Origin of the sequence: Corynebacterium mendelii (genome assembly GCF_017307055.1) — a bacterium.
Taxonomy (GTDB): Bacteria; Actinomycetota; Actinomycetes; order Mycobacteriales; family Mycobacteriaceae; genus Corynebacterium; species Corynebacterium mendelii.
The window spans coordinates 321-27,214 of the sequence record NZ_JAFLEQ010000015.1 but is presented as its reverse complement, the minus strand read 5'-3'; the positions used below and the strand labels follow the sequence as shown (position 1 = coordinate 27,214).

Sequence of the window (26,894 nt, the reverse complement as noted above, 5' to 3'; positions counted from 1 at the left end):
TTTAATATCATGACGGGAAAAAATAAGTAGTCAGGATCGATACAAAAAAGAATGCAAAAATAAGGGTGCGGTAATAGCTGATCCGGGCATAAGGGAAGGGGTGTATCACAGGGTGTGCCACACGGATAAAAATGAAGGGTGGAAAAAAATAAGCCACCCCCGCTCCCTGTGGGAATGCGGGGGTGGTTGGGTGGTGTGTGGGGGGTGCTGCCCACCGGCATGGGGGTGGGTTAGTGACTGACGCCCCTGTCGCTTGTCGCTGCGGCCTCGCTGCCGGTGGGGGCGATGTTTTTGGCCATCAGCACCGCGTCGCTGGACAGCGGGGTGCGCGGCTTGTGGTAGCGGTTGTCCTTCTTCCACCAGGGCATCCAGCCGACCCAGCCGTCATCCGGCGGGGTGTCGGTATCCGGGGCAAAGCCGAGTTCAACCGGGGTGGGTTTGATCATGTCGGTCATCCACCACTTGTCTTTGTTGTCGGCGTGCTCGTTCATGATGGTGCGGAACTCTTTCATCTCCGCGTAGAGGGGATCGCGCAGCGGGTTGCGGCCGGTGGTGCGGATCTTGTACAGCCAGTAGACAAACAGCGCCACATTGGAGATGAACGCCGCCCAGGCGCAGACTTTGTTCGCGGTGGGATCCATCGTGGAGAAGTTCTGGATGGAGCTCGGCGGAACCAGCAGCTGCGGCAGCAGGTTGTTCATGGCGATCCAGAACATCAGGGTGAAGCAGCGGAACCAGATCCACTGGCCTTTCGCCCAGGTGAACGCCGGAATGGTGGCGGCCAGCAGCAGGGCGAGCGTGCAGTACCAGGTGTAGTCCGACAGGGCGTTGTAGAGGAAGGCATGGTTCCACAGGTCGTAGGCGATCACCCACGGCCAGACCATGTCGGCCCAGATCAGGCCTTTGACTTTCTGGTTTTTGTTGCTGGTGACATAGATTTTGCCGAGGCCGGTGATGGTGATGATGTTGAGCACACCGGCAATGGCGGTGATGATGTTCCAGTAGCCGCCGATGGTGCGGAAACCGGTGGCCGGGTCGATGCCGACACCGTTGGCGGCGAAGTTTGCGGCCACGGCCGCATACCAGGCATCGGAGCCGACGGGTTCACTGATGCCCCGGGACTCGGGCAGCCCGTTGATCATGTCGATGCCCACATGGGACTCGTTGATCGCCTTCAGGCACGACGGATCGGCGGCGCAGGCCAGGTAGGTGTCGTTTTCGAAGAAGATCGTGATGTCACGGATATTGGCTTCCATGATGTTGACTGCCAGGCCGATCCACAGCGCCACGCCGAACCAGATCGCGTACCGGCGGGCTTTGGCCGGGTTCTTTGTGCCGTACCACAACAGGAAACCGGTCATCGTCGCTGTCGCGACCATGATCACGTATTTGCCGAAGGGGAACCAGCCCACCATCGGGGTGCCGTGGATGGCTGCGTAGGGCATCAGGGCAATGCCGCCGATTGTCCACAGGGCGAAGATCGTCCAGGTCCAGCGGCGGTTGATTTCGGAGATCAGTATCTGCGCGGCGAACACGATGATCCACATCACGTACACCACGGGGGTGCCAATCTCCCAGAGAAATAATGAAGACATAATGACTCTTTCTCTATCGCGGAGGAGATAAACATCACCCTACACCCAGAAAAGGATTTTGTATATAATTAAGGAAGGCATTCAGAGCGGGTTTGGACGGCTTTCGTTAGCCGTGAAAGAATGAGTGCCTATTCCTAATTATCCGGCCCTTTGGAAAGAAAGGTTTGCGATGTCTGACACCCACAAAAAGGGTTCGAATTCGTGGCGTATGCCACTTCTGGCCACAGGCGGTGCCGCCCTGGCCGGTTTGGCCGGGATGTACACGTTCAGTCAGTTGACCGGACAGGCCACCGACAAGGAAAAGGCGTGGCGTTATCCGGGTGACGATCTCATCGACGCCAACTACGACAACGCCTACTCATCGACCTATGCGGTCACCATCGACGCGCCCGCCTACGCGGTCTACCGGTTGTTCAAACAGCTCGGCGCCGACAAGTCGGGATCGTTTTCCTCCGAGTGGCTGGAGCGCACCTTCGCCCGGCTGCCGTTTTTCAACAGCTACGAAATCCAGGAAGAGTTCCAGCAACCTGATTCGCTCATGCCGGGGGACATCGGTGCCTTCGATTTCCACGGCATGTCAATGGAGTGGGCCGATGTGGTGCCCGGCAAGTACGTCGTCCAATGGGTCGACACGAAAAACCCGCCGGCGGCCCCGGGTTCCTATGCATTCCGTTTCCCCGGCATGAAACACTTCGCGGCCGCCTGGTGCTTCTACATGGTTCCGCTCAAAGGCGGCAGAACCCGGCTGATCAACCACTGGCGCATCGGCTACGAGCCGGCAAGTACCGCGATGAAAGCACTCAACTGGGTCAATATCGAACTGATCGGTGGGGTGATGACCCGGTTGCAGAACATCTACGTCAAGCGCACCCTCGAGTTCAACAAAAAGCAGCAGCACACCGGAAAGTTCATGCGCGGTGTGCTCGGTGGCCGCTGGTTCAATTCCGGGACCCCGGCCGGGCGGTGGGATGGCACGCCCCTGTTTGAGGACACCTACACCCAGTGGTTCCGCTACGGCCGGCACAATCCGGCGGTGAAGGAAATCCGCGAACCTGTCACCGACAACCCGGACTGGCCGCCGACGGGGCCCGGCACCCCCTGGCACGGCCATGTCGATGAAGACTACTTCACCGATTGGGAGGAACCCGCCTTCAGCTGGGAGGAACAAATCCGCCAGAAGCGGGAACGCACCTACCTGCCCGACTGGGGCAAGAAGAAAAAATAGCACCGGCATCCGCCGGCTGGTTTCCCGCCCGCCGCATCTTCCGACCGAAGATGCGGCGGGCGGGTTGTTGTTTTCAGGCTCCCTCGCCATCCGGGGTGATCCACGATCCGGTGACCGGCCGCCGCGAAAAGGGGCGCACACAACGGCGCCCGGACCATGTCGCATCCGGGTGGATGCTGTGACATGGTCCGGGCGGGCAAAGGGGGAAACAATGTTCCGGCACTGTGTCCGGGATCCCGGTCGGGATTCCGGCAGGCATGTGCGTGGAATCCGAAGGTTGTGTTCGGTGCAACGCACGGCCAACCGGAAAGACCCCTAGGCTGTCACCCGGTCGGGGCCGGTGGATGTTGTCCGGTAGCCGCGGTAGCCGATTTCTTCGGCGGGCATGCCCAGACGGCGGGCAATGGCATCCTGGTCTTCCGGCGAGGCGTTGTCGCGGATGATCTCGATGCACTCGTCGGTGTCGGAGTAGACCTCCTGGGTGAACGGGTTGCGTTTGGTGGCCCGGATTTTCCGGATGTGCCAGACAAACACGACAATGTTGAGCACCAGGGCAACAAACGACAGCAGGAACATTGCATAGGGGTTGTGTGCCGAACGGTGGGCGAACAACGAATCCTGCATGAAGTGCGGGAAGGTGAGCACCACCGCCGACCACAGGGTCAGGGTGTAGGCACGGTACTGGATCCAGGCGCCGCGGCCGAACTTGAACAGCACCGGGATGGTGCAGGAGGCCAGCAGTGCCACGCCCGAATACCAGGCCCGGTCGGCCAGGCAGTTGTAGACGTACGCCAGATTCCAGGCGTCGTAGGCGATGATCCACCACAGGGTCAGATCAGGCCACAGGACAGCCCTCGACTTTCCGCGGGCGATGAAAATACCCACCCAGCCGGTGATCGCCAGCAGGTTGAGAATGCCGGCCACACCGTTCATGAGATTCCACGGACCTCCCCAGGTGACCATGCCCTGCTCCGGGTCGACACCGTGGATGAAGTAGCACTGGAAGTCACGGACGACCGCCTCGGCGATATTGACGGCGAGGATGAGCGGCGGGATGCACAGGTACCAGTATTTGTGGCGCAGCTTGTTGAAGTGCTGCAGGGCGACCAGGCTGAGCGAACCCGCCAGCGCCGAATACTGTTTGACGATGGGAAACCAGCCGGCCGAGTTGGTTCCCTCGGTGGAATGGGGCCACCAGAAAATGGTGAGCAATACAGGCGCGACGACGAACACCGCCAGCACCACCCATTTGTTGCGCTGCGCCAACCAGGCGGTCAGCGCCAGCGCGGCGGTGACCACAATCAGCATGATGTAGTCGGCGAACTCGCCGCGCTCGAAGAAAAACAGGGTGGGGTAGTCCGGGGCGGTCATTTCTTGCCACATGGCGGATCAACTCCGAATACTCGTGGTGTTGGCAGCTGCCGCGGGCCGGGGGTTGCCGGTCCGTTCGTGCCAATCAATAACCTCAATATAACCCGGCATAAAGCTCCTAAATGGTATAGAAAATACCGGTGGCGATAAAGATCACAAAGGCCTGTGCCTCGAGAAGAGAAAAGATTTCTTTGTCACAGCCTGTGAATAAATAATCTGGCTGCGGCGATGGAGCAATAACCTTGCTGAACTGGTGTTTTGGGTATGTGTGCGGCACACGGGCAGACACCGCCGCAGCTTTTTCCGCCGCGAGGGGAAAGCGTCCGGAAAAAGTCTGTCGTGGGCTTTCCGGCAGAGATGCCGGGAGCGTCAGCAAGCGGTGGGTGAAAACGGCGGTGACCCTTTCCCGGGGGCAGGTTGAAGCCGGGTGCGGGGGAGTTTTTTCCGGTGGCTGTCGAACCAGCACCCGGGGTCCGGCAAGTTCATGGTGGTGCGGCACCGGCTGACACCGCAGTGTGGTCGACACCCCCGGATCACCGGACTGGCTGCCGCTGCGGGTGTGCGGCGGCCGATGGGAAAAGCAGCCATGCCGCCGGGGACAAGGGGGGCGGGGCATCAGGAACGGCAAAGATACCGTTGCGGTGCCTGCCGGGATCGGTGTGCCGTCCATGCGTGCCCCGGGTTTTCCCGCGGATTCCTCGTCGGAGAGCAACCGGAGGTGGTTTTTCCGCCCCGGGCCAGCCGCATACCCGGCACCAGTAATCAGTGACTGACAACACGGTGACACCGCCGCCCACGCCGGGGTTGTGTCCACCCACGGACCCGGCAATGTCAGTCCCCCGGGAATCCGCAGATCAAAAACCGGGCGGGGGAGACCATCCGGGAGAAGTCCCCGCCGAGCGCGGATCAGCAACCGTGATGGTGCGGGGAGGCGGGTACCTACGGATCAGCCGGGATTGACCGGGTCCCGGCCTTTTCCGGGGCACCAGCGGTGGCGGACATCCGCCAGACTGTCACTGGGGGGCGAAGCGACGGGAAGGGGACGGCGGGACCGGTGTAGCCGTTGGACAGACAGGACAAACGTAGTAGCTTTAACTGCCGTGAACCCCGACGAAAAGCAGCTTTTCACCGAACGCACCCGCAGTGTGGTCAATGCGGCGAAACTTTTGTCCAGCTCCGGGCGGAAAAAAGCCGGACGGTTTCTGGTCGAAGGCCCCAATCTCGTCGAGGCCGCAGTCGCCGCCGGTAAAGCCACCGACATTTTCACCACCGTCGAAGCCGACGACCGCTATGCCGGTATCACCAACCCCGCCCGCTCCGGCGGGGTGTATGTGCACCTGATCAATGACCGGGCGGCCGCCCACCTGTCCGATACCGTGACAACAACCGGACTGTTTGCCGTGTGTGAACCGGTGGTGGTGCCGCTTGATCAGGCCCTGGGGGACAGCCCCCGGGAAGTGGTGGTGGCCGTCTCGACAACCGAACCGGGAAACACCGGAACCCTGCTCAGGCTGGCCGCCGGCCTGGGCGCGGACTGTGTGGTGCTGGCCGGACAGTGCGCCGACCCGCAGTCGGGCAAAGCGGCCAGGGCCAGCGCCGGATCATTGTTCACCGTCCCGGTGGCCCGGGTCGATGATGTCGACCGGGTGCTCGCTGAGGTGAAGAAAAGGTCCCTGACTGTGGTGGCCACCGCCTTGGACTGTGACACATCCCTTGGTGATCACCGGGCCGATGAGCTGCTGGCTGGTCCGGTGGCGTGGCTTTTCGGCAATGAGGCCCACGGCTTGGATCCCCGGGTGCTGGAGCAGTCCGATGTCAGAATGAATATTCCGATCACCGGCAAAGCCGAATCGTTGAATGTGGCCGCAGCCGCCGCCATCTGCCTGTGGGAGACCGCCCGGGTACGCGGCCGGCAGTGACCACTGCACGGTTGCGCCCCCGCTGCGGTGTGGTGGCGTCGGGTGGGTGACAGCCGGTGGCGGTTGGTAGGATGAGCGGCGTTTGCGGCGGCGCTGCGCACCGGAGGTTTTCTCCCCGGTCAGTGCGGCCTCCCGCAGCCCGCCGGTGGGGCGTTGCCCGCCGGTGGCGCATAACGGCGAAAGCTTGTTTTTCTTTTCCATCCCCAGTCGTCGAAGGACCGGACGTATACCAAGTGAGTGCACCAGAGCTGACCGAAGAAAATCTTGGCCGCGCAGCCGAAGAAGCCATCGCCGCGTTTGCCGCATGCACCAATCTCCAGGAGCTGGCCGGTGCCCGCAAAGCCCACCTGGGCGATGAGGCGGTGATCCCGCAGGCCCGCCAGGCGATCGGCCAGATGCCCAAAGACCAGCGCAAAGACGCCGGCCGTCTGGTCAATATGGCCCGCGGCAAAGTGGAGAAAGCCTTCGCCGCGACCAAAGTTGAGCTGGAGGAAAAACGCAACGCCGAAGTGCTTGTCGAAGAACGTGTCGATGTCACCGTGCCGGTGGGGCGACGCCGCAAGGGAGCGCTGCATCCTATTACCAGCCTGTCGGAGACAATCGCCGATATTTTCGTCGGCATGGGCTGGGAGATCGCCGACGGCCCGGAAGTGGAAGCAGAATACTTCAACTTCGATTCCCTGAACTTCCTGCCCGACCATCCGGCACGGACCCTGCAGGACACCTTCCACATCGCACCGGCAGGCTCGAAACAGGTGCTGCGCACCCACACCTCACCGGTGCAGATGCGCACCATGCTCTCCCGGGAGGTCCCGATCTACATCGCCTGCCCGGGACGGGTGTTTCGCACCGATGAACTCGATGCCACCCACACCCCGGTCTTCCACCAGGTGGAAGGTCTGGCCGTCGACAGGAATCTGACGATGGCCAACCTCAAAGGAACCCTGGACCATCTGGCCCGCACCCTGTTCGGCCCGGACACCACCACCCGCATGCGCACCAACTACTTCCCGTTCACCGAACCCTCGGCCGAGGTCGACGTGTGGTTCCCGAACAAAAAAGGCGGCGCAGGCTGGATCGAATGGGGCGGCTGCGGCATGGTCAACCCGAATGTGCTCACCGCCGCCGGCATTGATCCGGAGGTCTACAACGGATTCGCCTTCGGTATGGGACTGGAACGCACCCTGCAGTTCATGAATGGACTGTCCGATATGCGCGACATGGTTGAAGGGGATATCCGTTTCACCGAACCCTTCGGCATCCAGGCCTGACACGCGCCTGTCTGGCGGTAGGCCCACCGGTTACCCGCCGGACGAGAAAAAAGCCCCACACAGTCTTTTCCCCGAATCTTGCAAAGCAGGTTGTTTCCACCCCATGCTGATCTCCAAGAACTGGATCACCTCCATCCTCAACCGCACCAGCGGCAGCCAGGCCGACTGGTCGGTCACCGACGACGAGTTCGACAAGGGCTTCGTCCGCGTCGGATTCGAAACAGAAGGGTTTGCCCCCATCGAGGAAACCACCGGCCCGCTGGTGATCGGCCGGGTCGACTCGATCGAGGAACTCACCGGATTCAAAAAACCCATCCGGCACTGCTTCGTCGATGTCGGTGACGCCAACGGCACCGGCGAGAAACAGTCCATTGTCTGCGGCGCCCGCAACTTCACTGAAGGCGACCTGGTGGTTGTCTCCCTGCCGGGAACTGTTCTGCCCGGTGGATTCGCGATCTCCGCCCGGGAAACCTACGGGAGAATGTCCGCCGGCATGATCTGCTCCGCGGCGGAACTGGGTTTGTGCGACAAGCAGACCAAAGGCATCATCACCCTGGATGAATCAGCCGGTCAACCCGGTGACGATGCCCGGGCGGTCATGGGTCTTTGTGACACCGTGTTCGACGTCAACGTCACCCCGGACCGCGGCTATGCACTCTCGGCCCGCGGACTGGTGCGGGAAATCGCGTCCTCCTTCGATCTCGACTACACCGATCCGGCCGCGGATCCGTCGGTGGCGGGTATCAGCGTCACCGCCCCTGAACCTGCCGGTGAGTTGATCCCGGTGGAGCTGGAACAGGAAACCAAAGCCATCCGCTTCGGGCTGGCGAAAGTCACCGGCTGCAAGGCAGGTGTGGAATCGCCGATCTGGCTGCAGCGGGAATTGATGCTGTGCGGGCAGCGCCCGGTCAACGCCGCAACCGATGTCACCAACTACGTGATGATGCTGCTCGGCCAGCCGATGCATGCTTTTGACGCGGCAAAAATCGACGGCGGACTGGTGGTGCGCAACGCCACCGCGGGACAGACACTGGTCACTCTTGACGGAGTGGAGCGCACACTCGACGGGGAAGATGTCGTCATCTGCGACAACACCGGCATCCAGTCGCTGGCCGGGGTGATGGGCGGGGTAACAAGCGAAATCTCCGACGGGACCGAAGATGTGTTCCTGGAAGCCGCTACCTGGGATCCGGTCACCGTGGCCCGGGCATCCCGCCGCCACAAACTGACCAGTGAAGCCTCCCGCCGTTTCGAGCGCAGCGTCGATCCGGCCCTGGTGGACACAGCCCTCGATATCGCCACCAGTCTGCTGGTGCAGATCGCCGGCGGCACCATCGAACCGGCACGCACCGTGGTCGGCGAGGTTCCGGCCATGCCGCAGGTTCCTATGCCCGCCACCAAACCCGGACACATCGCCGGCAAAGCGATCAGCGACACCACAGTCATCAACCGCCTGGAAGAAGTCGGCTGCACCGTCGACAACAGTGACGGCGAACTGACCGTCACCCCGCCGACCTGGCGCAGCGACATCACCATGCACGCCGACCTGGTGGAAGAAGTCCTACGGCTGGAAGGCCTGGAAGACATTCCCTCGGTTACCCCGACCGCACCGGCCGGACGGGGACTGTCAGTGGCACAGAAACGCCGCCGCGCCGTCGGCCACGCCCTGGCCTACAACGGCTACCTGGAGATCATCCCCACCCCGTTTATCGCCAACGATGTTTTCGATGTCTGGGGACTGGACAAGGATGATCCGCGGCGCACCACCGTCAAGGTCCTCAATCCGCTGGAAGCCGATCATGCACAGCTGGGCAGCACACTGCTTCCGGCCATGCTGGAAGCCGTCGGACGCAACGCCGCCCGCGGCAACGCCGATGTCACCCTGTTTGGTGTGGCCCAGGTGGTGCAGGCCCGCGGTGGGGGAATCTCCCCCATGCTCGACGTCTCGTCCCGCCCGGCCGACAGCGAGGTCGAAGACCTGAAAAACACTCTTCCCGCCCAGCCGCTGCATGTGGCCACAGTCGGTGTCGGAAAACTGGAACCGACCGGCCCCTCGGCATCGGACAGTGTCTACGACTGGTCGGATGCGGTTGATGCGGCGCTGACCGTTGCCCGGGCGACCGGCACACATGCCACCGTCACCCAAGCCGAGCAGCTGCCCTGGCATCCCGGACGCTGTGCCGCGATCCTCGTCGACGGGGAAGTGGTCGGCTACGCCGGGGAGCTGCACCCGCAGATCCTCGACAAAGCCGAACTTCCGGCCCGCACCTGTGCGATGGAGATGGATCTGAGCAAACTTCTGTCCGCCACTCCGGTTCTTCCCGCCCCTGTGTTGAGTCCCTTCCCGGCGCTGCTGCAGGATGTGGCCCTGGTCGTTGACGAAGACACCCCGGCCGAGGAAGTCCGTGCCACCGTGCAGGAAGCCGCCGGTGAACTGGTCGAGACAGTGGAGCTGTTCGACATCTACCGCAGTGAATCTCTCGGTGAGGGAAAGAAATCCCTGGCTTTCGCCCTGAAGTTCCGGGCGGGCGACCGCACCTTGACCGACGACGAATGCAACGAAGCGAAAAACAAGGCCGTTGCCGCCGCCGCCGACAAACACGGTGCCGTCCAGCGCGCCTGATCATCGACCACCCCCGGTCACAGTCAACCAGTGACCGGCCCGAACCAAGCCCCTGCCATCGGCATGTTCCCGCCTGACCGGGAATGACCTTCGGCAGGGGCTTTGTACCGGCCGCGGCAACCCCGTTGACCAACCCGGCAACCACGAGTCGAAGAACAACGACGGCACACAGGGTGACAAGTCCAAGGGCAGCTCAGAAGGAAGCCCACCGGTGCTGATCGTGGTCGGTGTTCTGGTGGCTCTGGCGGCGGCTGCCGCAGGTGCAGTCGGTGCAGGCCTGATTTTTCCGGTTCCGGGTCTTCCCGGGGTGCCGAAATAACCGGATCACACCAAAAAAACCGGGCTGACAGCCCGGTCGTCGTGAAGTATCCGGCCTGTTGACCGGGGCGGGAAGCCGAGTGTTTCGCCCGCCCCGGTTCCTCTTTTTTCACGATTGTTCCCACCGGCCGGTTGACGGCAGGCTCCTGCCGCTGCCGGGAGGAGATGTTTTATTCCGGCACCCACTAAAGTGGGTTCCGTGTCGAAACGCAAACAGCGCAAACTCGAAGAAATCAGGGCCTCCGGCAGGCCGGTGAAACTCCGGGACACCCAGACCAAGCCGGGGCAGATCGGCGTGATCATCGATGCGGCCTTTTTCGTCGGGGCGACGGCGGCAACCGTGGTGTTCGCCGTCTACCTTCTGCGGTATTCGTTCAGTTTCGACCTGCTGCATCTGCTGGTTCTGGTGCCGTTTTGGGTGATCGTCGCCTACCTGCTGTTGCCGCGCATCCACAAGCTGCTGACCTCCATTTATGTGCCCGCCTACTTTTTCGGCCGGGCACGCACCAGTGACGGTCTGTTGGGGGATCCGATCAACCTGGCTGTCGACGGCACCGCCCGGCAGATTCACGCCGCCATGACCAGGGCCGGGTGGCATGTCGCCGACGATGTGACAGTGAAAAGCTCCGTCGGAATCATCAGGTCCGCGGTGCTGAAAGCCTCGTACCCGAATGCACCCGTCAGCCCGCTGATGGTCTTTGGCCGCAAACAGTGCCTGTCCTACCAGCAGGAGGTGGACGGCAACGCCTCCCAACGGCATCATGTCCGCTTCTGGCGGTGCCCCGACGGCTGGTTTCTGCCCGGTGGTGCCAGGGTCGGGTGGCTCGGCGGAGGGACCTACGACAAGTCGGTGGGCCTGAGTCTTTTCACCCTGCAGGTCACCCACAAAATCGACGAGAACATCGATATCGAACGCGACCACATTGTCTCCTGTCTGGAAAAAGCGAACCCGGAAGTCACCCACCACGTGATCGAGAACTTCTCGACCGGCTACCACTCCCGCAACGGCGGCGGCGACCTGATTGTCACCGACGGTCACCTGCCGGTCATCGATGTCACCGGTGTTGATCCCGGACAGTTGACAGACGATCTGCCCCCGCAGGTCCTTCGGGCCGCCGCCGGCTATGACGTTCCCGAGCAGGTGCGGATTGCCGGTCACGGTGGTTGCGCCAGTCCCGACGATGACGTCGACCCGGAGGTGCTCGACAACTATCTGGTTGAAGCCACCCGCCAGGTCAGGCCGTGGACGCTGGTTCTGGGGGTGGTGATGGCCGTGGCGACCGTGCTTGTGGAGGCGCTGGGCACATGGATCTTTGCCGCGGAGGCGGTAAAAGTCCTCGGCGAACAGGGTTTTGTTGCCCTGGTGGCCGGACTGCTGGTGCTGTGGGGGCTGGTGGTGTGGGCTGCCGGGCACACCTTCACCGGATCGGTGTTGTCCCGGATCTCGCTGATGGTGCTGGCGGTGGTCAGTCTCGGGTTGTCCGCGGTGGCCGGCCAGTTCACCCAGAATGTGCCCACCTCGCCGGTGGCACAGGTGATTCCGGTGGTGGTACCGGCGTTGAATCTGGTGCTGCTGCTGGCATTGTCCGGGGATGCGGCGCGTGAATGGTCCCGCATTGTCACCACCCGGCGCTACCGGAACAAAAAACGCCCCGCGAAAATGCGGCGCGTGGTCGACAAACTCTAGGTTTTCACACATCGCCGGACAACCTTCCCGGTCCGGGGCACCGGCAAAGCCCGGCAGGGCATGCCACCGGGTGTGTCGCGTGCCGGTGGGTGGGCCGGAGGGGTTCTTTCATCCCGCGGGCGAAGAAAAAGGCGGGGGTGCCGTCGGAAACGGCACACCCGCCCGGTGGTGGGGTGAGGGGAGTACCTCGGGTGTGGGTCAGGCCAGGTGGCCGGTGACGATCACATTGAAGGGAAGATCACGGCCTCCGCCGACGGCGCAGGTGAGAAGAACAATGCGGCCGGGGATGTGGGCGTTGTTGAGTTCAATGTCGTTGATCGAATCGGTTTTGCGGATCAGGTAGGCGTTGTCGACGATCCACTCGCGGCGCACATGGTTGTGGCCGTTCATGTAGATGCGGGTGCCGTTGAGAACGGTGGTGGGCCAACGGGGAACCTGTCCGCCGCCGTAGGCCGGAACCATCTGCGCCGGGCCACCGGTGTTGACCGAGGCCGCGACTTTCTCTGAGACGCCGTTGAACACCAGTTTCTGCTGTGCCCAGGCGTGGCCGAGAATGTAGAGGGTGCCGTGCTGGGCGTGCTGCGGGGCCACACCCCAGCCGTCAACCCAGCGGACCATGGAGGCCTGCGGGCCGGGCGGGTTGAGTGGCAGCTGGTAGGCCATCCGGTCATAGTCGGCCCGCGGCACACCCCACGGTCCGGTCATCGAAAACGATCCGGTCGGCGACAGGGCGCCGATGAAGTTGAGGGGATTGGCGACCTGGACCGCGGACGCAGGCGGTGGTGTGGTGGCCGGGGCATGCGGGGCCGCCGGATCAACCGCCGGGTCAAGAGCCAGGGTCGTCGGGTCGGCGAAGGTGGTTTCGGTGGCCGGATCAATCGGCTCGGCGCCGGGCTGCGGGCCGGATTCGGCGGCGATTTTGTCCTGTTCCTGAACCTCCGGGGGCGGGGGAACGGTGCTGGGCAGGGTGGTGGTCGGCGCCGGGGGTGACATGGTCGGTGCCGGCTGCGCCAGAATCGTGGCCGGGGTGGCCTCGGGTGCTGGTTCGGCGCCGGTGGTGTGGCGGGCCACACCCCATCCGGCGACGGTGACCAGCAGCAGCGCGATCACGGCGATCAGCGCTGCCACGGCTTTGTTATTGCGTGAAGTACTCTCCATAAGAGTTCAGTCTATTGATTAGCGGGTGTGATTGGTTAACCGAAGCGGCCGGAATTTCCCGCCTGCCTGCGGTTTTTACCGTGTGAACTGGTATTACATCAGCTTTTGCTGTCCGCCACCCCCACCCGCCCGGAGTGGTGGCTGCACCGTTGCACCCGGGCCAGCGTGTCGTTGCCGTTGTTTTCCCGGCCATGCAGGTGGGATAGTGTCGGTTGAAAGGTCCGGTCCGAATAATTGTTTCCGCCCGCCCGGCGTTCGTCGTCAACCACGCTCTGGTGCGGCTGGCGGGATGACTGTCTGAAAGGCAACCTGTGGCACCTCGTCGACGCCGTCACCCGGCCCCCACACCACTGGCTGTGGGGCTGTTGTGGCTGTCCCCGGCCGTGGCTGCCGCGGCCACCGTGGCCGCCGGTGCGGCAGGTCCCACCGCCGCCAGCAACGGGTGGGTGTTTGCGGCGGGTCTCGGGGCCGGGGGCGTGGCTGCGGTGGTGGGGCTTGTGCTGGCGGTCGCCGTGATCGTTGACCGTGCCCCCCGGACAATCGCCGGGCTGCCGGCATGCGGGCGCATGCCGGCCCTGGGGGTGGCTGTGTGCCTGGCCGGCTGCGCCGCACCGGCCGGGGTGGCCGGATATCCGGGGCTTGCCGGGATACTGCTGCTGGTGTCTTTGGGGGTGTGGCTTGTCGGCGGGCAAACGGCGTTGACCGCCATGATGGTGCGCCCCGGCGGGCAGACACAGGTGGCCGACAACGTGGCCGCCGCCCTGGCCGCCACGGCAGCCGCCCCCGCACCCGGCCGCCCGCCGGTGGCGGACACTGTCACCGAGGCGCTGCGCCTGGCCGGCAACACCCGGGATCATCCCGGGGACAACAACACCGGCACCGGCGGCAGCGGGGAAAGCGGCAGCCACCACCAGCGCCGCGGCAGGGGGGACACGCGGAACGGGCGTGCATAATTTGCAACCGTGTGCATAAAAGGTAGACTGTCGGCCATGTCCACACGAATTGCTGTTGCCGGTGCCTCCGGGTACGCGGGCTGCGAGATTTTGCGTATTCTGCTCGGCCACCCCGCCTACGCCGCCGGGGACATCGAGATTGGTTCCCTCACCGCCGGGTCCTCGGCCGGGACACCGATGGCCGAGATTGCCCCGCACCTTCCCGAGCTTGCCGACCGGGTTATCGAGGAGACCACCCCCAAGGTTCTCGCCGGGCATGACGTGGTGTTCCTGGCGCTGCCCCACGGCCATTCGGCAGCCATCGCCGAGGCGTTGGGGGAGTCGGTGATCATCATCGACTGCGGGGCCGATTTCCGGTTGCGTGACGGCAACGCCTGGGAAAAGTTCTACGGCAGCGAGCATGCCGGAAGCTGGCCCTACGGCATCCCGGAGATGCCCGGCCACCGTGAGCAGCTGGCCGGGGCCACCCGGATCGCGGTCCCGGGCTGTTTTCCCACCGGTGCCACACTGGCACTGTGGCCCGCGGTTCAGGCGGGTCTGATTGACCCGGTCATCAGTATCGTCAGTGTCACCGGGGTGTCCGGGGGCGGCAAAAAGGCCTCCGTCGGGCTGCTGGGGGCGGAAACCATGGGTTCACTCAAGGCCTACAACACGGCCGGCCGGCACCGCCACACCCCGGAGATCATCCAGAATCTGTCCGAGTTCACCAGCGCGCCGCTGTCTGTGTCATTCACCCCGGTCCTGGCCCCGCTGCCGCGCGGTATCCTGACCACCGCCACCGCCCCCCTGGCGGCCGGGGTCGATGCCGGTAAAGTCCGTGGGGTCTACCGTGCCGCCTACGCGAACGAGCCGTTTGTCCATCTGCTCGCCGAGGGCCTGCAACCGCAGACACAGTCGGTGGCGGGATCGAATATGTGCCATCTGCAGGCCGAGGTCGACCAGGCCGCAGGCCGGCTGGTGGTGGTCAGCGCCATCGACAATCTGACCAAGGGCACCGCCGGGGCGGCGGTGCAGTGCATGAACCTGGCGCTGGGACTTGAAGAACAGTCCGGCCTGTCCCGGGCCGGTGTCGCCCCCTGAAAAAAGACGCCCCACCCGCCACCGGCCAGACCGCCGGCTGCCACCGGCCTGAAAAAAACGTGAAGGCCCGCCGACCCGTGTTCCACCCCGCCCCACCCCGGTGGCGCCGGGGAGGGGGACATGGGCGGCCGGCCGGGGTGTTTTTTCTGCTTCCCGCCCGCCGGAAGGGGCCGGGTGCAGATAGGCTTGACCGGTGACACCGTCGGCGGTGGGTGAGACACCGCCCGTCGTTTTTTCGCTTTCCCCCCAAGTGCAAAGGAATTTCATCCGCTATGACCATTACCGGCATCACCACCCCGGAGGGCTTCGCCGCCGCAGCGGCCACGGCCGGGATCAAACAATCCGGCAAGCCTGATATGGCCCTGGTTGTCAACAAGGGGCCGAAATATGTGGCCGCCGCCGTGTTCACCCGCAACAAGGTGGTGGCAAGCCCCGTGAAACTGACCAGGAAAGCGGTCGCCGACCACCGTTTGAAAGCCGTGGTCTACAACTCGGGCTGCGCGAATGCCTGCAACGGTGTGCAGGGGGACAAGGATGCGGCGAAGGTGGTCGACGCCTTCACCACCCGGCTGGGACTGGCCGGTGATGATGTGGCCATGTGCTCGACCGGTCTGATCGGCGCGCTGCTGCCGGTGGACAAAATGATCGGTGCCGCCGACGGGCTGATCAAAAACCTGGGCGACAACGGCAACCGCGCGGCGGAGGCCATTTTGACCACCGACACCGCCCGCAAACAGGCCTGCATCCGCGCCGAGGGCTTTACCGTCGGCGGCATGGCCAAAGGCGTCGGCATGATCGCGCCCTCCATGGCCACCCTGCTGGGTTGTTTGACAACGGATGCCGATGTTGATGCCGAGATGGCCCAAAACGCCCTGGATGCGGCCGTGGAACAGACCTTCAACCGGCTCGATATCGACGGTTCGACCTCCACCAACGACACCGTCATCCTCATGGCCAACGGCGCCTCGGGAACAAAACCCGATGTCCGCGACTTCAACAAAGCGGTGCTCAACGCCTGCGAGGACCTCTGCCGCCAGCTGCAGGCTGATGCGGAAGGCGTGACCAAACGGGTGGTCATCAGGGTCATCGGGGCGGCAACGGACGAGCAGGCACTTACCGCCGCCCGCACCATCGGCCGCGACACCTTGACCAAATGCGCGCTGTTCGGATCCGACCCGAACTGGGGCCGGGTGCTGGCGGCGGTCGGTATGGCCGACGCGGAGATGGACCCGGACGAGATTTCGGTGTTTTTCAACGAAGAAGCCGTCTGCCTGCACTCGACCGGCACCCCCGATGCCCGCGAGGTTGATCTCACCGGTGAAGACATCACCGTCAAAGTCGATCTGGGTACCGGCGGGCACGGCACCGCCACGGTCTACACCACCGACCTGTCGCACGACTACGTCGAAATCAACTCCGCCTACAGCACCTAGCATCCGGTGGCCCCCGCAGCCGGAGGGCACCCGGGCAGTGCCCGCCATCGCGCATTCCGGGTGGGGAAGGGGTTGTGCTGTCCCTTCCGCCCCACACCGGCCGCCCGGTCCAGGGCGTCCCGCGCCGAATGATGTCCACCCCCCGATTTGTCAGTGAAGAAACCCCCACCATGACCGACCACATTGTCGACCAGCTCACCCCCAAACAACGGGCGCATGTTCTCTCCGAGGCCCTGCCCTGGCTGATGCACTACCGCGGCAAGATCGTGGTGATCAAATACGGCGGCAACGCCATGACCGACGAGCATCTGAAACAGGCGTTCGCCAAGGACATGGTGTTTTTGCGCACCGTCGGGGTCAAACCGGTGGTCGTCCACGGCGGTGGACCGCAGATCTCCGGCATGCTGGAACGCCTGGGCATCAAAGGTGAATTCGCCGGCGGCTTCCGGGTCACCACCCCGGAGGTCATGGATATTGTCCGCATGGTTCTTTTCGGCCAGGTCGGGCGGGATCTGGTCGGCAAAATCAACTCCTTCGGCCCCTTTGCCGTCGGCTGCTCCGGGGAGGACGGTGGGCTGTTTACCGCCAAGAAAAGGCTGGTCACCGTGGACGGCGAACAAACCGACATCGGCCAGGTCGGCACGATCACCCATGTGGATGCCTCCTCGTTGATGGACATCATTGACGCCGGGCGTATTCCGGTCGTGTCCACCATCGCCCCCGGTGAAGACGGCGAAGAAGTGTTCAACATCAACGCCGACACCGCCGCCGGTGCGCTGGCCAGTGCCATCGGCGCCGAACGGCTGTTGATTCTGACCAATGTGGCGGGCCTGTACACCAACTGGCCGGACCAGGGATCGCTGGTGAGCAAAATCGGGCTTGCCGAACTCGCCGGGATTTTGCCCGGTCTGGATTCGGGCATGATCCCGAAAATGGAATCCTGCTACAACGCGGTGAAAAACGGGGTCGAGGCAGCCCACATCATCGACGGCCGGGTGGCCCACTCGGTGCTGCTGGAACTTCTCACCGAAGGCGGCATCGGCACCATGGTGCGCCCCGAGATGGCCGACTTCGACGATGATGTCCCCGGCGGCACCGTCTACCGCGACACCCCGGACCAGTGATCCGCTTGATCGGGTGCGCGACTGAACCAGTGACTGTTGTTTTCTTTATCCCATCCCGCCGGTTGATGTGACCCGCGATTGTGCAAGGACGTGTTTTCGTTGACTACTTCATCTTCTTCCCCCACCGATCCCGTGGCCGTGTGGCCGACGGTTCTCATGGACACCTACGGACAGCCGAAGCTGGGGATTGTCTCCGGGCACGGCAGTGTGCTGCACGGCGCCAACGGCCGTGACTACATCGACATGCTCGCCGGTATCGCGGTCAGCTCCTTGGGGCAGGGTCATCCGGCGGTGGTGGCGGCGGTGACCGAACAAATCTCCACCCTCACCCATGTCTCCAACCTGTTTGCCACCACCCCGGTGGAACAGGTTGCCGCCGGGCTGATCGAGCGTTTCAGCGCCGGGGACGACTCGATCAAAAACAGCACCCGGGTGTTTTTCTGCAACTCGGGGGCCGAGGCCAACGAGGCCGCCTTCAAACTGGCCCGGCTCACCGGCAGGAAGCGGATCCTGGCCAGCGTCAACGGCTTCCACGGCCGCACCATGGGATCGTTGGCGATGACCGGCCAGCCGGACAAACGGGATAAATTCGCCCCGCTTCCCGGTGGGGTGGAGTTTTTCCCCTACGGTGATATCGACTACCTGACCACACTGGTCGAATCCAATCCGGCGGATACTGCCGCGGTGATCCTGGAGCCGATCCAGGGGGAAACCGGTGTGATCCCCGCCCCGGAGGGTTTTTTGGCGGCCGTGAGGAAACTCACCGCCGCCCACGGCATCCTGTTTGTCTGTGACGAAGTGCAAACCGGTGTCGGCCGTACCGGTGATTTTTTCGCCCACACCCACGACCGGGTGATCCCCGATGTGGTGACCATGGCCAAAGGCCTGGGTGCCGGCCTGCCGATCGGGGCGTGTCTGGCCACCGGGGACGCCGCCCGGCTGTTCGGCCCGGGATCGCACGGCACCACCTTCGGCGGTAACCCGGTTGCCTGTGCCGCAGCCACCGCCGTTCTTGACACCATCGACGATGCGTTTCTCGCCGAAGTCCGGCGCAAGGGGGACTACCTCGCCGGACAAATGCGGCAGCTCGACCACGTCGACCATGTGCGCGGCCGCGGTCTGATGCTGGGTGTTGTGCTTGACGCCCCCATCGCAAAACAAGCCGTCGACGCCGGATTGACCCACGGGGTGATCCTCAACGCACCGGCGGACACTGTGCTGCGCCTGGTGCCGCCGCTGGTGATCACCGACGACGAGATCGACCGGGCTGTGGAACGGATAGACCGCTGCCTGCACCAGGCCGCAGGTGACTAGTCCGGCCGACGCCGGCAGAGCACGTTTGCAAGAAAACTCCCCGACTGTCCTGCCCGAAGAAAAAACAAAGCAAATCCGGAAAGAAAACTGATGACTGTGCGCCATTTCCTCGCCGACGACGATGTCACCCCCGCCGAGCAGGCGGAGATTCTCACCCTGGCCGGTGAACTGAAAAAAGACCCCTACCGCGAAAAAACCTTCGCCGGCCCGCAGTCGGTGGCGGTGCTGTTTGACAAAACATCGACCCGCACCCGTTTTTCCTTCGACGCCGGTATCGCCGCGCTGGGCGGAAACCCGATTGTGGTTGACACCGGTTCCTCCCAAATGGGAAAAGGGGAAACCCTGCAGGACACCGGGGCCGTGCTCAGCCGGTTTGTCTCCATGATCATCTGGCGCACCTTCGCGCAGTCCAATCTCGAGCAGATGGCCGAAACCGCCACCGTGCCGATTATCAATGCGCTCACCGACGACATGCACCCCTGCCAAATTCTGGCCGATCTTTTCACCTGTGTGGAACACCTCACCGACAACCACACCCCGCGGGAACTGGCCGGCAAAAAAGCCATCTATCTCGGCGACGGGGCCAACAACATGGCCAACTCCTACATGCTGGGATTTGCCACCGCCGGGATGGACATGACCATCTGCGCCCCGGCCGGTTTCCAACCGGAGCAGCCGTTTGTCGACCGGGCCCGTGCCATCGGCCGGAGCACAGGTGCCACCATCACCGTCACCGACGATGTGGCCGCGGTTGCCGGACAGGATGTTGTCATCACCGACACCTGGGTGTCGATGGGGCAGGAAAACGACGGCAAAGACCGCACCACCCCCTTCCTGCCCTACCGGGTGACCGAAGAGATGATGGATACGGCGGGTAAAGACGCCATCTTTTTGCACTGTCTGCCCGCCTACCGGGGCAATGAAGTCACCGCCGGGGTCATCGACGGGCCGCGCAGCCGGGTCTTCGACGAGGCGGAAAACCGTCTGCACGCCCAAAAAGCACTGATGGTGTGGCTGGCCGCCCACCAGCCGGGCGCCTGACAACCCGCCGCGGGAGAATGCGAGGGCCATACCTTTTTTACCGGTGTCCCGCTTGCCCCGCGTCGTCGTGGAGTCCCTTTTTTTCAAACACGTACCGAAGAAACGAGCCGCCGCCGTGCCGACACCGCGCACCGACCCAAAAAACGTCAGCCGGGCTGCCCGGCAGGCGAAAATCACCGAGATCCTCACCACCACCAAGGTCCATTCCCAGGTGGCGCTGTCGGATATTCTGCTCGACGAGGGAATCGACATCACCCAGGCCACCCTGTCCCGGGATCTCGACGAGCTGGGGGCGAAAAAAGTCCGCGGCGGCAGCGGGCGGGCCTGGTATTCACTGGGCGGGCAGGAAGCCCAATCCACCGAAGCGATCAGCGGCACCGTCGACAAACTGCGCCGGGTGCTCGACGACATCCTGGTCAGCGTGGATTCCTCCGGCAATACCGCGGTGCTGCGCACACCCCCGGGGGCGGCCCAGTACCTGGCCAGTTTCATCGACCGGGCCGCCCTTCCCGAGGTTGTCGGCTCCATTGCCGGCGACGACACCATTTTTGTCCTGGCCAGACAGCCCATGACCGGCAGTGAACTGGCGCAGCGGTTTGCCGGGGGGCTGGCCTAACCGTCCCCCGCGGCGCCACAACAACTCCCGCCCGACCGGGGTGGGGGCGGTAGCGCTACAGTGGGGTACTCCGGTACGACAATCACGCAACCGAAAGCAACGAGACGGTGAAAAAGATCGGCCTGATCGGCGGAATGACCTGGGCCACCACCGAGGGCTACTACCGCATCATCAATGAATGCGTGCAGCAGCGCCTCGGCGGCCTGCACTCCGCCCGGATCGTGGTGTCCAGCCTCGACTTCGCCGAACTCGAACAGCAGCAGCGCCTGGGGGACTGGAACCGGGTTGCCGACATTGTCTGCGCCGCGGCCGCCGACCTGGAGCGGGCGCAGGTCGACATGGTGCTGATCTGTTCGAACACGATGCACAAAGTCGCCGATGCCGTCGCACAGCGCATCTGTCCACCGCTGCTGCATGTTGCCGAAGCCACCGCCCGCAGCGTTCGTGCCGCGGGCATCGACACCGTGGGGCTGCTGGGCACCCGCTACACGATGTGCCAGGATTTCTACACCGGCATTCTGGAAAGCCACGGCATCAGGGTGGTGCTGCCGAATTCCTCCGATATCGGGGCCGTCAACTCGGTGATCGTCAATGAACTCTACGACGGCACCGCGTCACCGACCTCGCGGGAAGATTTTCTGCGGATCATCTCCGGGCTGGGGGACAAAGGCGCTCAGGCCGTGGTGACAGCCAGTGCCCAGGTGGCGTTGCTGATGGATGTCTCAGGCTCGCGTCTGCCCGTCTTCGACACCGCCAGAATCCACGCCGAAGCCGCCGTTGACCTGGCGTTATCGGGTATGGAACAGACCGGCGGACAACCCGGGACCCATCGGATGCGGCTCCGCCGCACCACCCCGTGAATGCATAATTTGCATTTGAATGCATAAACTGGCTAGAGTGTGACACGTTGTCCGCTGCGGCGGGTAAGTTTTTCCCGCCACGCGGTAGGCTTGCCACCGTTGGACGGGGCACCGATGCTCCACCGGCGGCGGGATGGACCGCACAGAGATTTCCGACAGACATTACCTTTCAAGGAGCTTGTTTCACCATGACTGACCGCGTTGTTCTCGCCTACTCCGGCGGACTGGATACCTCCGTTGCCATTCCCTACCTCGCCAAGCAGACCGGCGGTGAAGTGGTGGCGGTGTCCATCGACCTCGGGCAGGGTGGCGAAGACATGGAATCGGTGCGCCAGCGCGCCCTGGACTGCGGTGCTGTCGAAGCCGTCGTCGTCGATGCCAAGGATGAATTCGCCGAAGAGTACTGTCTGCCCACCATCAAGGCCAACGGCCTGTACATGAAGCAGTACCCGCTGGTGTCCGCCATCTCCCGGCCGCTGATCGTCAAGCACCTGGTGCAGGCTGCCGAACAGTTCGGCGGCACCCACCTCTCGCACGGCTGCACCGGCAAGGGCAACGACCAGGTCCGCTTCGAGGTGGGCTTCATGGACAACAACCCGGATCTGAAGATCATCGCCCCGGCCCGTGATTTCGCCTGGACCCGCGACAAGGCGATCGCCTTTGCCGAAGAGATCAACCTGCCGATCGAACAGTCGAAAAAATCGCCGTTCTCCATCGACCAGAACGTCTGGGGCCGGGCCATTGAGACCGGTTTCCTCGAGGATCTGTGGAACCCGCCGACCAAGGACCTCTACTCCTACACCGAGGACCCGGCCCTGGGCAACGCCCCCGATGAGCTGATCATTTCCTTTGAGGGCGGAAAACCGGTCGCCATCGACGGCAAGAAAGTCACCGTGCTGGAAGCGATCGAGGAACTCAACCGCCGCGGCGGCGCCCAGGGGGTCGGCCGGCTGGACATGGTCGAGGACCGGCTGGTCGGCATCAAGTCCCGTGAGGTCTACGAAGCCCCGGGTGCGATGGTGCTGATCACCGCCCACCAGGCCCTGGAAGACATCTGCCTGGAGCGTGAACTGGCCCGCTACAAGCGGCTGATTGACGCCCGCTGGTCCGAAGAGGTCTACGACGGTTTGTGGTTCGCCCCGCTCAAACGCTCCCTGGACGCCTTCATCGACTCCACCCAGGAGCATGTCACCGGCGATATCCGGCTGGTGCTGCACGAGGGCCGGGTCACCGTCAACGGCCGCCGCAGCGACCATTCGCTCTACGACTTCAATCTGGCCACCTACGACACCGGCGACACCTTCGACCAGACGCTGGCCAAGGGCTTTGTGGAACTGCACGGCCTGTCGTCGAAGATCGCCTGCAAACGCGACCGGGACGCCAGCGGCAAATAAGTAAAAGACCACGTGCCCCCGCCGGCGGGAAGCTCGTCTTTTCCGCCGGCCGGGACAGATCACCGCCCGGCACCGTGTGCCAGCACCGTGCCGGGCGGATTTTTCTTGTCTCCCCCGGTGGTGCCGGGCAGAGCCCACCGGCTCACCAGGGCCTTGTCATGGTAGTCTGCGGGCAGGAAAAGCCCCGCTTATCACGGGTGGGATAGCCCCCGGCCGGGAAAGTGCCGGTGCGGAAAAAACTATGGAACGGAAAAAAATCAAGCATGTCAGCCGACAAGCACACAACAAACCAGGGAGCACTGTGGGGCGGACGGTTTTCCGGTGGTCCCTCCGAGGCGATGTTCGCACTGAGCGTGTCGACCCACTTCGACTGGGTGCTCGCCCCCTATGACGTGCTGGCCAGCAAAGCACACGCGAAGGTGCTGCACAAAGCCGGTCTGCTCACCGACGAGGATTTCGCGACCATGATCGACGGCCTGACCGAGCTGGGCCGCAAAGTCGCCGATGGAACCTTTGGTCCGGAACCGACCGATGAAGACGTCCACGGGGCCATGGAACGTGGACTGATCGAGATTGTCGGGTCCACTGTCGGCGGGCGGTTGCGGGCCGGCCGTTCCCGCAACGACCAGGTGGCCTGCCTGTTCCGGATGTGGGTGCGCGACGCGGTGCGGGAGACCGCTCTCGGGGTGACCGAGCTGATTGAGGCCTTATCCGACCAGGCGAAAAAACACCCCTCGGCAATCATGCCGGGCAAAACCCACTCCCAGGCCGCCCAACCGGTGCTTTTGGCCCACCAGCTGCTGGCCCACGCCCAACCGCTGCTGCGCGACATCGAGCGGATGCGGGATCTGGACAAACGCCTGGCCGAAAGCCCCTACGGCTCGGGCGCCCTGGCCGGGTCCTCCCTTCAGCTCGACCCGGAGGCCATTGCCGCGGAACTCGGCTTCAACACCGCCTGCGAGAACTCCCTCGATGGCACGGCCTCCCGGGATTTCGCCGCCGAAACCGCCTACGTTCTGGCCCAAACCGCCATCGACATGTCACGGCTGGCCGAAGAAATCATCTACTGGGCAACCCCGGAATACGGATACATCACCCTCGATGACGCCTGGTCGACCGGCTCGTCGATTATGCCGCAGAAGAAAAACCCGGACGTAGCGGAGTTGACGCGCGGCAAAACCGGCCGCCTGATCGGCAACCTCACCGGGCTGCTGGCCACCCTGAAAGCCCAGCCGCTGGCCTACAACCGGGACCTGCAGGAAGACAAGGAACCACTGGTTGATTCCTTCGCCCAGCTGGCACTGCTGCTGCCCGCCATGACCGGGCTGGTCGCCACCCTCGTCTTCCACGAGGACCGGATGCGTGAGCTGGCACCGAAAGGATTCACGTTGGCGACCGACCTGGCCGAATGGATGGTCCGGCAGGGGGTGCCCTTCCGGCAGGCCCACGAAGCCTCCGGCGCCTGCGTGCGCATTGCCGAAGACAAGGGCTGTGACTTGATTGATTTGACCGATGAGGATTTCGCCTCGGTTGATCCCCGCATCACCGCCGGGGTCCGCGAGGTGCTGACCATTGACGGGGCAGTGGCATCCCGCTCCACCAAGGGCGGCACGGCCGCGTCGCGGGTCAGTGAACAGCGCCAGCTCGTCGAGGAGAAAACCCGCCGCCACCGCCTGTGGGCCGCGACCCCGGTCCGTGGCAGCTGAACAAACGCCACCACCGTTATTTTCCCGCATCTTCCGCCGGGCCGTCAGCGGCCACCAGCACACGACGGCCGGTGTGTTCCCTCCGTGGCGCCACGTCTCCGCGCCGCCGGACGCACCGGCCGGGTAGGATAATCACCCATGAGCCTTGATCCGCACCTGCTCGAGATCCTCGTATGCCCGAAGGACAAAGGTCCTCTCGACTACCACGAGGAGGAGGGCCTTCTGGTCAATCCCCGTTTGTCCATCGCCTATCCGATCGACAACGGCATTCCCGTGATGCTGGCCGATGAAGCCCGTGACTATCCGGCTTCCTGACAACACCGCAACGATCTGATTGATCCGTGCCACATCGCATACCGGGCACACACCAGAAAACCCGACGACGAAATCTTTTTTCTCAAACATTAGGCGGCGTACCACCATGTCTTCCCCGATCATCGACGAACTTTCCTGGCGTGGGCTGATCAACCAGTCCACCGACCTGGAGGCCCTGTCCGAGGCCACTGACGGAAAATCCATCACCCTCTACTGCGGCTTCGACCCGACCGGACCGTCGCTGCATGCCGGCCATCTGGTGCCGCTGCTGATGCTCAAACGCTTCCAGAAACTTGGCCACCACCCCATCGTGCTGGCCGGTGGGGCCACCGGCATGATCGGTGACCCGCGCGATGTCGGCGAACGCAGCATGCTCGAAGACGATCAGGTGGCCAGCTGGGCGGAACGAATTTCCGGCCAACTGTCCAGGTTCGTCGACTTCGAGGGCGACAATTCCGCCCGGCTGGTCAACAACCGGGACTGGATCGAAAACATGAGCGTGATCACTTTCCTGCGGGATGTCGGAAAGAACTTCTCGCTCAACACCATGCTCAACCGAGACACCGTCAAACGGCGTCTGGAATCCGACGGTATTTCCTACACCGAATTTTCCTACATGCTGCTGCAGGCCAACGACTACGTGCAGCTGCACAACAACTACGGCTGCTGCCTGCAGATCGGTGGTTCCGACCAGTGGGGCAACATCGTCTCCGGCGTCGACCTCAACCGCCGGATCAACGGTGCCACCGTCCACGGCATGACCGTGCCGCTGGTCACCGACAGCGAAGGCAACAAGTTCGGCAAATCCACCGGCGGCGGGAAACTGTGGCTGGATCCGGAGATGACCAGCCCCTACAGCTGGTACCAGTACTTCTTCAACACCGGCGACGCCGATGTCATCAAATACCTGCGGTGGTTCACCTTCATCACCAAAGAAGAACTGGAGGCCCTGGAAACCGAGGTTGCCGAGCGCCCCTTCAAACGCGAAGCGCAGCGTCGGCTCGCCCGGGAGATGACCACCCTGGTGCACGGCGAAGACAACACCACAGCAGTGGAACTGGCCGCCCAGGCGCTGTTCGGTCGTGCTGAACTGCACGAACTCAACGAGCAAACCCTGGCCGGTGCACTGTCGGAAACAACCATCGCTGAGGTGGCTCCCGGGGATCCGGCCACGATTGTCGATCTTTTGGTGGCATCCGGACTCGTCGACTCCAAGGGCGCTGCCCGACGTGCCATCAAAGAAGGTGGGGCCTACGTCAACAACACCCGTATCGAAGACGAACAGTGGGAACCCGCCGACGACGATTTCCTCCACAACCGCTGGCTGGTGCTGCGCAAAGGCAAGAAGAACTTCGCCGGCGCACGGTTTAGCGGCCGGTAGAAAAAAACCGGGCAACCCCAAGCATTCCAGCGCGCACCGGGCACCACAGTGCCCGGTGCGCGCTGTCGCATATGCCGCAATTCCACGATTCACGTGGCCGCAAAGTGTCCGGCACATGGCATAAAAATGCTCGGTTACCTGCGGGGTTGCCATAAAGTGAAGAAGCGGTTAAAGTTCTATCTCACGCCGCCGGAACGGGTAACACCGTCCAACCGGAAAAGGCGCGGGAGACAACCACCCGGGCCGGTTTGACAGAGATGTCACCGAGCCACTAGGTTGAGTCAGGCCGCAGACGCCGCAAGAGCAGTAAACAAGCTCCTGTCAGGCGGTGCGTGCACATGATGTGTGAGAACTCGATAGTGTGCCAATGTACTTTTTTTCAAATGTTTGGCGTTTGAGATGAATGGTTTTTTTAGGCTGTTTGTTGATGGCGTTATTGTTTGTTGTGTTTGTCTGGGTGTGGCGTGTGCCGGGGACCTGGTTGGTTCCTTAACGTCTGCAACGTTTGGT

General features: G+C 63.4%; 21 protein-coding genes. 17 read left to right on the top strand and 4 right to left on the bottom strand.

Features of this window, described 5'->3' with window-relative positions:
- Positions 1-230: 230 nt before the first annotated feature.
- Positions 231-1,595 (bottom strand): DUF5692 family protein, encoded by a 1,365-nt coding sequence (locus JZY06_RS08045; RefSeq protein WP_207279046.1) that lies wholly within the window; start codon positions 1,593-1,595, stop codon positions 231-233.
- 169 nt (positions 1,596-1,764) lie between these two features.
- Between JZY06_RS08045 and JZY06_RS08040 the strand changes: the two genes are divergently transcribed.
- On the top strand, positions 1,765-2,820 hold the full coding sequence (locus tag JZY06_RS08040) for a hypothetical protein (protein WP_207279045.1): 1,056 nt from the start codon (positions 1,765-1,767) through the stop codon (positions 2,818-2,820).
- A 315-nt stretch (positions 2,821-3,135) separates the two neighbouring features.
- On the opposite strand, the gene JZY06_RS08035 is transcribed toward JZY06_RS08040, so the two are convergent.
- Together JZY06_RS08035 and JZY06_RS08030 are read right to left on the bottom strand one after the other, a co-directional pair.
- Positions 3,136-4,191, bottom strand: coding sequence for a DUF5692 family protein (locus JZY06_RS08035; protein ID WP_242516856.1), 1,056 nt, complete (start codon positions 4,189-4,191; stop codon positions 3,136-3,138).
- Between the two features lie 118 nt (positions 4,192-4,309).
- On the bottom strand, positions 4,310-4,903 hold the full coding sequence (locus JZY06_RS08030) for a hypothetical protein (protein WP_207279044.1): 594 nt from the start codon (positions 4,901-4,903) through the stop codon (positions 4,310-4,312).
- Between the two features lie 388 nt (positions 4,904-5,291).
- On the opposite strand from JZY06_RS08030, the gene JZY06_RS08025 reads away from it, so the two are divergent.
- The 4 genes from JZY06_RS08025 (at position 5,292) to JZY06_RS08010 (ending at position 12,009) form a co-directional block, all read left to right on the top strand.
- Entirely contained in the window at positions 5,292-6,110 is an 819-nt protein-coding gene (locus JZY06_RS08025; RefSeq protein WP_207279043.1) for a TrmH family RNA methyltransferase, read from the top strand.
- A 233-nt stretch (positions 6,111-6,343) separates the two neighbouring features.
- Positions 6,344-7,381: a phenylalanine--tRNA ligase subunit alpha gene (pheS, locus tag JZY06_RS08020; protein ID WP_330617209.1), complete on the top strand. Its 1,038-nt coding sequence runs from the start codon at positions 6,344-6,346 to the stop codon at positions 7,379-7,381.
- A 103-nt stretch (positions 7,382-7,484) separates the two neighbouring features.
- Positions 7,485-10,004: a phenylalanine--tRNA ligase subunit beta gene (pheT, locus tag JZY06_RS08015; protein WP_207279041.1), complete on the top strand. Its 2,520-nt coding sequence runs from the start codon at positions 7,485-7,487 to the stop codon at positions 10,002-10,004.
- Between the two features lie 517 nt (positions 10,005-10,521).
- The gene (locus JZY06_RS08010; protein ID WP_330617208.1) at positions 10,522-12,009 is read left to right on the top strand and encodes an LssY C-terminal domain-containing protein; all 1,488 of its coding nucleotides are present in this window, start codon (positions 10,522-10,524) and stop codon (positions 12,007-12,009) included.
- Positions 12,010-12,207: 198 nt separating this feature from the next.
- On the opposite strand, the gene JZY06_RS08005 is transcribed toward JZY06_RS08010, so the two are convergent.
- Positions 12,208-13,167: a hypothetical protein gene (locus tag JZY06_RS08005; protein ID WP_207279040.1), complete on the bottom strand. Its 960-nt coding sequence runs from the start codon at positions 13,165-13,167 to the stop codon at positions 12,208-12,210.
- 311 nt (positions 13,168-13,478) lie between these two features.
- Here JZY06_RS08005 and JZY06_RS08000 point away from each other — a divergent pair, with 311 nt between their 5' ends.
- From JZY06_RS08000 to tyrS, 12 genes are all read left to right on the top strand, one after another.
- Positions 13,479-14,120 (top strand): hypothetical protein, encoded by a 642-nt coding sequence (locus tag JZY06_RS08000; protein ID WP_207279039.1) that lies wholly within the window; start codon positions 13,479-13,481, stop codon positions 14,118-14,120.
- Between the two features lie 36 nt (positions 14,121-14,156).
- Positions 14,157-15,200 carry an N-acetyl-gamma-glutamyl-phosphate reductase gene (gene argC, locus JZY06_RS07995; RefSeq protein ID WP_207279038.1) on the top strand — a complete coding sequence of 348 codons (1,044 nt, stop codon included), beginning with the start codon at positions 14,157-14,159 and terminating at the stop codon, positions 15,198-15,200.
- A 272-nt stretch (positions 15,201-15,472) separates the two neighbouring features.
- Positions 15,473-16,633, top strand: a complete 1,161-nt coding sequence (gene argJ, locus JZY06_RS07990; RefSeq protein WP_207279037.1) for a bifunctional glutamate N-acetyltransferase/amino-acid acetyltransferase ArgJ — start codon at positions 15,473-15,475, stop codon at positions 16,631-16,633.
- 170 nt (positions 16,634-16,803) lie between these two features.
- A complete protein-coding gene (gene argB, locus JZY06_RS07985; protein WP_207279036.1) occupies positions 16,804-17,757 on the top strand; it encodes an acetylglutamate kinase in 954 nt (317 codons plus the stop codon).
- A 99-nt stretch (positions 17,758-17,856) separates the two neighbouring features.
- Entirely contained in the window at positions 17,857-19,071 is a 1,215-nt protein-coding gene (locus tag JZY06_RS07980; protein WP_255568502.1) for an acetylornithine transaminase, read from the top strand.
- Between the two features lie 90 nt (positions 19,072-19,161).
- Entirely contained in the window at positions 19,162-20,112 is a 951-nt protein-coding gene (gene argF, locus JZY06_RS07975) for an ornithine carbamoyltransferase (RefSeq protein WP_207279035.1), read from the top strand.
- 115 nt (positions 20,113-20,227) lie between these two features.
- The gene (locus JZY06_RS07970; protein WP_207279034.1) at positions 20,228-20,728 is read left to right on the top strand and encodes an arginine repressor; all 501 of its coding nucleotides are present in this window, start codon (positions 20,228-20,230) and stop codon (positions 20,726-20,728) included.
- A 107-nt stretch (positions 20,729-20,835) separates the two neighbouring features.
- Positions 20,836-21,588, top strand: coding sequence for an aspartate/glutamate racemase family protein (locus JZY06_RS07965; RefSeq protein ID WP_207279033.1), 753 nt, complete (start codon positions 20,836-20,838; stop codon positions 21,586-21,588).
- A 188-nt stretch (positions 21,589-21,776) separates the two neighbouring features.
- Positions 21,777-22,982, top strand: a complete 1,206-nt coding sequence (locus JZY06_RS07960) for an argininosuccinate synthase (protein WP_207279032.1) — start codon at positions 21,777-21,779, stop codon at positions 22,980-22,982.
- 263 nt (positions 22,983-23,245) lie between these two features.
- Positions 23,246-24,688: an argininosuccinate lyase gene (gene argH / locus JZY06_RS07955; protein ID WP_207279031.1), complete on the top strand. Its 1,443-nt coding sequence runs from the start codon at positions 23,246-23,248 to the stop codon at positions 24,686-24,688.
- A 138-nt stretch (positions 24,689-24,826) separates the two neighbouring features.
- Positions 24,827-25,003: a Trm112 family protein gene (locus JZY06_RS07950; RefSeq protein ID WP_207279030.1), complete on the top strand. Its 177-nt coding sequence runs from the start codon at positions 24,827-24,829 to the stop codon at positions 25,001-25,003.
- A 106-nt stretch (positions 25,004-25,109) separates the two neighbouring features.
- Positions 25,110-26,384 (top strand): tyrosine--tRNA ligase, encoded by a 1,275-nt coding sequence (gene tyrS / locus JZY06_RS07945; protein WP_207279029.1) that lies wholly within the window; start codon positions 25,110-25,112, stop codon positions 26,382-26,384.
- The last annotated feature ends 510 nt before the right edge of the window (positions 26,385-26,894 follow it).

Bases quoted from the DNA above. Each gene is read 5' to 3' on its own strand.
- JZY06_RS08045 (WP_207279046.1), bottom strand. From the start codon at position 1,595: ATGTCTTCATTATTTCTCTGGGAGATTGGCACCCCCGTGGTGTACGTG.
- JZY06_RS08040 (WP_207279045.1), top strand. From the start codon at position 1,765: ATGTCTGACACCCACAAAAAGGGTTCGAATTCGTGGCGTATGCCACTT.
- JZY06_RS08035 (WP_242516856.1), bottom strand. From the start codon at position 4,191: ATGACCGCCCCGGACTACCCCACCCTGTTTTTCTTCGAGCGCGGCGAG.
- pheT (WP_207279041.1), top strand. From the start codon at position 7,485: ATGCTGATCTCCAAGAACTGGATCACCTCCATCCTCAACCGCACCAGC.
- JZY06_RS08005 (WP_207279040.1), bottom strand. From the start codon at position 13,167: ATGGAGAGTACTTCACGCAATAACAAAGCCGTGGCAGCGCTGATCGCC.
- argC (WP_207279038.1), top strand. From the start codon at position 14,157: ATGTCCACACGAATTGCTGTTGCCGGTGCCTCCGGGTACGCGGGCTGC.
- argJ (WP_207279037.1), top strand. From the start codon at position 15,473: ATGACCATTACCGGCATCACCACCCCGGAGGGCTTCGCCGCCGCAGCG.
- argB (WP_207279036.1), top strand. From the start codon at position 16,804: ATGACCGACCACATTGTCGACCAGCTCACCCCCAAACAACGGGCGCAT.
- argF (WP_207279035.1), top strand. From the start codon at position 19,162: ATGACTGTGCGCCATTTCCTCGCCGACGACGATGTCACCCCCGCCGAG.
- JZY06_RS07960 (WP_207279032.1), top strand. From the start codon at position 21,777: ATGACTGACCGCGTTGTTCTCGCCTACTCCGGCGGACTGGATACCTCC.
- argH (WP_207279031.1), top strand. From the start codon at position 23,246: ATGTCAGCCGACAAGCACACAACAAACCAGGGAGCACTGTGGGGCGGA.
- JZY06_RS07950 (WP_207279030.1), top strand. From the start codon at position 24,827: ATGAGCCTTGATCCGCACCTGCTCGAGATCCTCGTATGCCCGAAGGAC.
- tyrS (WP_207279029.1), top strand. From the start codon at position 25,110: ATGTCTTCCCCGATCATCGACGAACTTTCCTGGCGTGGGCTGATCAAC.